The organism is Leptothoe sp. PORK10 BA2 (genome assembly GCF_034932105.1).
GTDB lineage: Bacteria > Cyanobacteriota > Cyanobacteriia > Phormidesmidales > Phormidesmidaceae > Leptothoe.
The window spans coordinates 59865-68041 of the sequence record NZ_JAYGIG010000015.1 but is presented as its reverse complement, the minus strand read 5'-3'; the positions used below and the strand labels follow the sequence as shown (position 1 = coordinate 68041).

The 8177-nt window shown below is 50.2% G+C and carries 8 protein-coding genes; 5 read left to right on the top strand and 3 right to left on the bottom strand.

The genetic code is table 11. The annotated features are described in order from the left end of the window. Nucleotides 1-53: 53 nt before the first annotated feature. Genes VB741_RS06625 through VB741_RS06615 form a run of 3 tightly spaced genes read left to right on the top strand, consistent with a single transcriptional unit; the run spans nt 54 to nt 2388 of the window. Nucleotides 54-191, top strand: a complete 138-nt coding sequence (locus tag VB741_RS06625; RefSeq protein WP_323364366.1) for a hypothetical protein — start codon at nt 54-56, stop codon at nt 189-191. Next, nucleotides 166-1317 (top strand): FIST signal transduction protein, encoded by a 1152-nt coding sequence (locus VB741_RS06620; protein WP_323364365.1) that lies wholly within the window; start codon nt 166-168, stop codon nt 1315-1317. Before VB741_RS06625 ends, VB741_RS06620 begins: the two co-directional genes overlap by 26 nt. A 6-nt stretch (nt 1318-1323) precedes the next feature. Further along, a complete protein-coding gene (locus VB741_RS06615) occupies nt 1324-2388 on the top strand; it encodes a sensor histidine kinase (RefSeq protein ID WP_323364364.1) in 1065 nt (354 codons plus the stop codon). A 130-nt stretch (nt 2389-2518) separates the two neighbouring features. On the opposite strand, the gene VB741_RS06610 is transcribed toward VB741_RS06615, so the two are convergent. The 3 genes from VB741_RS06610 to VB741_RS06600 all read right to left on the bottom strand — a co-directional run bounded on the left by VB741_RS06610 (nt 2519) and on the right by VB741_RS06600 (nt 7300). After that, nucleotides 2519-4639: an NAD-binding protein gene (locus VB741_RS06610; protein ID WP_323364363.1), complete on the bottom strand. Its 2121-nt coding sequence runs from the start codon at nt 4637-4639 to the stop codon at nt 2519-2521. Nucleotides 4640-4761: 122 nt separating this feature from the next. Further along, nucleotides 4762-5883: a homoserine O-acetyltransferase MetX gene (gene metX, locus VB741_RS06605; protein ID WP_323364362.1), complete on the bottom strand. Its 1122-nt coding sequence runs from the start codon at nt 5881-5883 to the stop codon at nt 4762-4764. Nucleotides 5884-6016: 133 nt separating this feature from the next. Beyond that, nucleotides 6017-7300, bottom strand: coding sequence for an O-acetylhomoserine aminocarboxypropyltransferase/cysteine synthase family protein (locus tag VB741_RS06600; RefSeq protein ID WP_323364361.1), 1284 nt, complete (start codon nt 7298-7300; stop codon nt 6017-6019). A 372-nt stretch (nt 7301-7672) separates the two neighbouring features. Here VB741_RS06600 and VB741_RS06595 point away from each other — a divergent pair, with 372 nt between their 5' ends. Then, nucleotides 7673-7849, top strand: coding sequence for a hypothetical protein (locus VB741_RS06595; protein ID WP_323364360.1), 177 nt, complete (start codon nt 7673-7675; stop codon nt 7847-7849). 9 nt (nt 7850-7858) lie between these two features. Further along, a complete protein-coding gene (locus VB741_RS06590) occupies nt 7859-8002 on the top strand; it encodes a hypothetical protein (RefSeq protein ID WP_323364359.1) in 144 nt (47 codons plus the stop codon). Nucleotides 8003-8177: the final 175 nt, after the last annotated feature.

Genomic DNA, 8177 nt, shown 5'->3' with positions numbered 1-8177 from the left:
CTCTGTTGCTCTCAATCAGACCTGGCAAGCGTTTACTCATTTTCGCATTCAGCATGAAACTGAACGCCTTTATCCACACCGAAACCTACTCGGTGCAGTCGATTGGCCCCTGTTTGCTTGAGTTAGAGCGCGAGACCGGTTACGCCCAAAGAATATGGGGAATTAATGCTAAAAGCAGTCGTTGGCCATAGTAATGATCCTGATACGGAGAGTGCGATCGCAGAAGTCCTACACCAATGCCAAACTAGCCTCGATGGCATCATCCCCCAAGCCGGGATTTTGCTAGCGGCCCTAGACTTTGACCACGGCAACATTCTGCAACAGATTCATCAAACCTTCCCCACCATTCAACTCATCGGTGGCACAACGGATGGAGAAGTCTCCTCTATTTTAGAGTTTCAGCAGGACTCGTTAGTCCTCCTCTTACTCTATTCTGACGAGATAAAATTCCACACCGCCGTGGGTCATCAGATCTCCTCCAACCCTGTGGCAATTGCCCAGAAAACAGCTCAAACCGCCCAGGCCCAGGCCCAACACCCCATTAGTCTGTGCATAACTATTCCCGAAAGCCTCACCACCAGTGGTGTTTCCCTGCTGCAAGGTTTAAAACAAGCCTTGGGCGCAGACATGCCCATTATTGGTGGCACCACCTGTGATCAATGGCAGTTTAAGCAAACCTATCAATTTTTTGGTCAAGATGTCCTTAGCGATGCCCTACCGATTCTGCTACTATCCGGCCCGGTGTTGATGGGCCATGGCGTATCTACAGGCTGGACCCCCATCGGCAAAAAAGGCAAAGTGACGAAAAGTGAAGGCAACGTACTCCACGAAGTCGATGGACAACCTGCCCTAGAATTTTATCAGGATTATTTAGGTGAAATTCGCCCCTCCCCCGCCTATCGACTGGCCGTCTTTGAACCCAATCAAGAAAGTTGGTACATGCGATCGTCCAATGGGGCCTATAACGAAACTTCAGGCAGTATCACCTTTTTTGCTGATATTCCGCCCCAGTCAGATATTCAAGTAGTGCGCTCTAGCCGCGATGAAATTGTCGAGTCTGCCCAGCTCTCCATGCAAAAAGCCCTTGAACATTATCCTGGCACCCAGCCAAAAGTGGCGTTATTTTTCTCCTGTACGGGGCGGCTACATACCCTAGGCACCAGGACCCAGGAAGAGTATCAGGTGTTGCATGACCTGCTATCAGGCATTACTTGTGCAGGCTTTTATACCTATGGGGAAATTGCCCCCCTCCGCCCCAATAGTGAAGCCCAGTTTCATAATGAAACGTTTGTTACCCTGCTTTTGGGTGTGGAGTAACCCACCATGGAACCGGATCTGGAGCAACTGCAACGGCAAGTCCAGGAATTAGAAAAGCAGAATCGGCTGTTGCAAAAGCAGCTCGCTCGCTCAGAATCCAACCGAGTGAAGTTAGAAAACTCCTATGAAATCCAATCCAAGCTAGTTAGCCACACCATTCAAGGGTTAGAACAATCCCAGGCAGAGGCAGAAGCTCGTAGCCAGGAGCTGCAAGCGACCTTGGAAAATCTAAAACTGATGCAATCGAAACTGGTGGAATCTGAAAAAATGTCCGCCCTAGGGGTGGTAGTGGCAGGCGTTGCCCATGAGATTAATAACCCCATTAGCTTTATTACAGGCAATATTGGCTATGCCAGGGACTATGTAGAAAACTTAATCGAGGTGCTCAATCTTTATCAGCTGATTTATCCTGACCCCGATCCTAAAATTACGGCCTTGATGGAGGATTTAGAAATCCCCTTTGTGATTCAAGATGTGTTTCAGCTTTTAAACTCAATGCAGCTCGGTAGCGATCGCATCAGCAAGATTGTTCTAGGGTTACGCACCTTCTCGCGGTTAGATGAAGCAGAATATAAAGCAGCCGATGTGCATGATGGCTTAGATAGCACTTTGATGATTTTGCAACATCGCCTACGGGCTAACGGTAAATACCCTGCTATTAATGTCAGCAAAGACTATGGTCTGTTGCCCAAAATTCAGTGCTTTGCCGGTCAAATAAATCAGGTGTTTATGAATATTTTCACCAATGCCATTGATGCAATTCAAGAACGTTATTCCCTACCAATACCTACTGACAATGAACCAGACCCAGGCCGTATTAACGTTAGCACATCCATTGTTAATTCCCGCTGGGTAAAAATTGTGATTGCGGATAATGGGTTGGGCATGACTGAAGCTGTACGACAAAAGATTTTTAATCCGTTCTATACAACAAAACCAGTGGGCAAAGGCACAGGTATCGGTATGTCCATTAGTTATCAGATTATTGTTGAGAAACACGGTGGCCAATTGGATTGTGTTTCTAAAATAGGCGAGGGGACGGAGTTTATTATTCAAATTCCTCTGAACTAAACTGTGGTTCAAACGAGTTAATTATGACAATAAGAGATCTGCTTAACAACAAAGTACCGGTGCGTTAGAGCTATCGCCTTTGCTTGAATGCCCCTGGGGCTATACACACCCTCCAGATGGATTGTGTTGCTTATTTCAGGGGGGATAGGCGAATAGGCACAAACCGTTTTAACTCCTGCATCAGGCGATGGGCCTGATAGTCGTAGAGGGCTAGTTGGAGGGAGTTGGGCAGGGTTTTCATCAGCCGACGGCAGTGCTCTAGCTCAAGATTGGAGAGCTTGGCTAGGAGGTTCCCGGCCTCTGACGCCATATTGGGATTGAGGGGGGCTTCCACTTCCAAAAGCCACTGTCGGGGCGAGGTCATTTCCCCTCGCTCAATGCGGCGCAGGCCATTGATGGAGGAGAGTACATAGAGTTTGTCCCGCATATGTACCCGCAAGTCGTCGGAGGGCATGGGATAGTCCTGGTATTGACGATTGGGCTGGCACTGGCGCAACAAGATGGGCACCACTCCGTAGCCATAGGCGATTTCGGCCAGGGGCTTACCGTTGAGGGTATCACCATGCTCGATGGTGTATTCCGTAATTAAAATGGTTTGTTGGTTAAGCCGAAATAGGCCCAGAATGTTTTCACCAAAGGCAGCTCCGGCAAAGGCTTCTGCCGATAGGGCATAGACGGAAAAGGAGCGGGCCTGGGGTAAAAAAGATTTGATATTGTCGCTAAACAGCTGGCTAAGAGTACGAATGACGGGGGTAAAGGGACGGTCTTGGCTTTCTAATGTCTCTGCTGCGATAAGGGCGACTTCTAGGTTGAGGACAGGGTCGTCGGTAACGGCAATGACGCTGCGAGCGGTGGAGAGGTTGGCCTCCTGGAGCTGTTGCAGCATGGGGCCTTCTAACAGGGGAATTTGGTTGCGTAGGGCGGGATTGTCTAGATGGTGGGTAATGGCTACTAGGGGCTGACGTAGATCTTGCAAAATGTGGGTGACCCGTTTGCCGACGCGGCCTAGACCTACCACGATGACATGGTTTTCCTTGGGAACTTTGGGGCGGCGCTGGAGAAATTCGAAGCGGGAACTGATGAGCTGGTCGGCCAGTAAACCCAGAACGCCGATCACCATGAGCAAACTGGTGGTGGCAATGAGCAGACAGACGATCATCACCCAACCGGGGGCTTGACTTTCTTCAAAGCCCCCGAAGACATCGCCGTAGCCGCCGAGGATGAGGATGGCCCCCAGCGCAATGGCCTTGGTGAAGCTGATCTCAGCGGTACTGAATGTGGCAAGCAGTAGGGTACCGGTGGTCCAGAGGATGAGGGCGGTGGCCAGTGCGATCGCAATCATCCGTCGCAATGACTGCTGCTCTGCTCTGCGCCAAAAAGCCCGCAGCCGCCGTCGCCACTCACCGTCAATCACATCGCCAATCCCCTGGAGCAGATTACTCCAGGCATTGGCCCGTTTAGGCTGGTTGATAATCTGACTATGGCTGAGGGTTTTGACCTCTACATAGGCCACCTGGTCCCCCGCCTGTACCCGCACATGGGGCTGCCAGCGGTGGAACATGGACGAGGCTGTTGTCGCCCAGCCAATGGGTTGATGGGGATTATTAAAGGGTTTTAGGTTGAGCAGGCGCACATGTTGCCGATGCAGCTGATGTACCGGCAGATTGCAATACTGGGGGTCCTGCTGGGTGATTTGCCGCTCCACCACCCGAAACTGCAGCGTATCGATATTAAAGATGCTGCGGGTGTTGTCCTCTAGACCCGCCAGGGCAAAGGTCATGGCGGGTAGTTCCGTGGCGTCTAGGGCGACAAACTGTCCCAGCTGACGACTCAATAACCGGTTTAAGCCCTGGCGTGATGACCGCACGACGATGTGTACCTTGGGGTTTAACCGGCGGACGGCAATGGCCGTTTGCACATTGATACTTTCATCGCTGGTGACAATGATTACGGCGCGGCAGCGATCAATGCCCGCTTCTTGGAGGATGCGATCGCGACAACAGTCCCCAATAATTGGCGGCTGACTCAGCATATTGGACAGATTATCCACCTCCCATTCCGTCACCGGGTGGCGATTGATGCCCGCAATGTGGACCTCAAATGAGTCAAAACTAAACTTAGTCAAATTGACAATAATTTGCTGACCCAAACTACCTAAGCCACACACAATAAAATGATCTTGATGCACCGCCGCCGAAGGCGATAAATCAGGAATGTAGGTAATGGGATTGAGCTGGTTGTCGCCTGTCATAACCTGTCCAACGTGCTTACAGAATCCTGCCGACTGGGTCTAGTCGAACCCATTCACAGGATACTAGCGTGGTTCTGACACTGGGAAGGTTAGATTCCTGACTCTCTTTACCTCATTCTCTTTTATCCCAAGATAAAATGAATATACGGCGCATAGAGATCGGGCTCCAACAAAAACGAGTCATGGCCTTTATCCGAGTGGACCGTAATATGTTTCACATTCATCTGGGCCACTTCTAATGCTTGGACAATGGCCGTTTGTTCTTCTGGGTAAAAACAAACGTCAGAATCAACGCTAAAAATTAAATACTCCTGATGGCCACAGTCTTTAAATAGGTCAGGCTGCTGGGTATTTAAACTAAATCGCTGCCAAATGTCCATAATCCGCAGATAGCTATTGGCATCAAAGCGCTCTGCAAACTTCTTTCCCTGGTAAAACATGTAGGATTCAATTGGGTTAGACAGTTTGTAGGAATGTCCAATAGGTTGTTTGACAATAATTTCTTGCTTAGCCCGTTTTGCCATCACCGATAGGGACACAAAGGTCTTATGGGAGATAATCCGCGCTAATAATAATCCATCCTTAGGAGCTTCCGATTCGTAATAATCGCCCCCTTGAAACTTAGGATCGTTCCAAATGGCTAGAATTTGCTCAAAGTTATGTACGCGATGCAACACGGTGGTTTGCAACCCCGTGGCAATGGCCAATACCTTCTTCACTCGCTGGGGATAGCGGGTGGCCAATAACATCGATAGCATGCCCCCCAATGACCCGCCAATGACGGCGTGCAGGCAATCAATACCCAAGGAGTCCAACAAACAGAGCTGACTGCGGACCACATCCCAGGCACTCACCTGGGGAAACTGGCTGCCGTAGGGTTTGCCGGTCAGGGGATGGGTGGAGCGGGGACCGGTAGACCCATAGCAACTCCCGAGATAATTGGCACAGATAATAAAATACTGTTCCGTATCCAGTGCCAGACCTGGTCCAATAAAGGTGTCCCACCAGCCGACCACACATTCATCGGTCCAAAGTGAACCGACGCCAGCCACTGACTCGTTGATGCCAGCGGCATGCTGACTGCCAGTGAGGGCATGTAGCACCAGAATGGCATTGCTGCCATCGCGGTTGAGGGTGCCATAGGTTTCATAGGCTAGGGTGATTGAGTCAAAGGATTCTCCTGACTCTAAGGGAAAGGGTTGGTTGAGGTGAAAAAACTGGGTTTGGACTGGGCCAATAGTCATTAGATCAGGGGTGAGAGAAAGTTGGAAATTCTGGTTACCTGTCCTCGATATTGCAGGACACCCCCTAGGGATTGCCCCTAGGGGATTGCTCTTTTTTAACCGGTGTGGGAGAAGGCCTGGAGGTCTTCAACTACTAAGCTACTAAAGCCTGTTTGAGGTCACCAATAATATCATCCACATCTTCAATCCCGATGGCCAAACGGATCAGTTCAGGGGCAATCCCTGCACTGGCTAAGTCGGCCTCGGACAGTTGCGAATGGGTGGTGGATGACGGGTGAATGGCTAAGCTCTTAGCATCGCCCACATTGGCCAGGTGAGAGAACAACCCGAGCTGTTCGATAAATTTCTTACCGGCATCAGCCCCGCCCTTAATGCCAAAGACCACCATGGCTCCAAAGCCCTTTTTCAAATAGCGCTGGGCGACGGTGTGGGCCTGATCGGTTTCTAGGCCAGGGTAACGAACCCACTCTACGGCTGGATGCTGTTGTAAGAACTGGGCCACCGCCATGGCATTTTCGCAATGGCGCTGCATGCGTAAATGCAGGGTTTCAATACCTTGCAGAAAGATCCAAGCATTGTCTGGGGAGATACAGGCTCCCAGGTTTCGCAAGGGCACCAGGCGCATCCGCAGGGCATAGGCGATGGGGGCTAAGGGGCCCAGATCATGGGCAAATCGGAGGCCATGGTAGCTGGCGTCCGGCTCACTCATCAGGGGGAACTTGCCGGAGGTCCAGTCAAATTTGCCGGAGTCAACCATGATGCCGCCAATACCAGTGCCATGGCCCCCCATCCATTTAGTTAGGGAATGCACAACGATGTCGGCACCATGCTCTATGGGGCGAATGAGATAGGGGGTGGTGAAGGTGCTATCGACCACCAGGGGGATGCCATGGTCGTGGGCGATGGTTGCGATCGCAGCCAAATCCGACACCTCCAACCCCGGATTACTCACGGTTTCACAAAACACTAACTTAGTGTTATCCGTGATGGCCGCCCGAAAATTCTCAGGATCGCGAGGATCAACCAAATTTACCTTGATCCCAAACTGGGGCAAGATATCTTTGAACATGGTGTAGGTGCCACCATACAGGGTATTGGCAGAAACAATTTCATCCCCCGCCTGGCAAATATTGATCACACTATAGAAAATGGCGCTCGTACCCGAAGCCACCGCCAGGGCAGCCGCACCCCCTTCTAATGCCGCCACCCGTTTTTCCAAAACATCGTGGGTGGGGTTCATCAACCGCGTATAAATATTGCCCAATTCTTTGAGGGCGAATAGGTTAGCGGCGTGCTCCGTATCCCGAAAGGCATAGGCCGTGGTGCGGTAGACGGGCACGGCACGAGCCATGGTGGTGGGGTCGGGAGTTTGGCCTGCGTGTAAACATTTTGTCCCCAAACCGTATTCTGCACTCATGAAAAACCCTCTCCGCGTTAACAGTCCTGAAATTCTATCCTAGGGAAAAGGCGGACTAGCTTGAAGTTGTATGGGTATTCGTTACGACTCAATGAGATTAATCACAAAACATCGCAAACGTTCACGAAATAGCAATAACAGTATAGTGATGGAGATCGTTGATTGCCGGGCTAAGTTCAACGAAAATCTCGACTTCGTTTCGCTACAAACCCGTTAGAACTTTGGCCTAAGCAAAACACGATGCAGAGGAACTCTATATCCCACTCAAATCAACCATCTCAAATCAACAATATCCCGATTCTCACTATCCAACAACACGCTAAAAAATGGACTCTCATCCTCGGTTAAAAACCACTGGGTGAAGGTAACATTTTGATCGACACAAAGTTCCTGATTGCTCTGGAAAACAGTGACATCACCGCCAACGCGGAAAAAAGTTTTGGCGGACAAGTGATCGTGAATGCCCAGAGTTTACTCGGCACTGACTATCGCCTGTTGTTAACAGCTGAAAGCGATATTACGGCCAGCTCAGAACTAGGACCCGATTAGCAGGAAACGGTGGATTTAAATACCCTTGAGGTGGATCTGACCCAGGGGCTAACCGTATTGACCGAAAACTTTGAAGGTAATAACACTGTTGCTAAACAGGTGGCCCGTGCCGGCGGTGATATACGAATACTTCCATGGGCCAAGCAATTCTAATCAGTTGAAATGCTGCTTCTAGTTTAGTGTGGACGCTACATATAGTGTTTAGTCTAAACTTCTGCTAGTATGGCACTCGGTTTTCCTGGCCGTTAACGATTCCTATATGGATACATCTCCTATATATAGGAGGGTATCCATAGGAGGGCAATCTGCAAAACGTATCCTCTGCGAT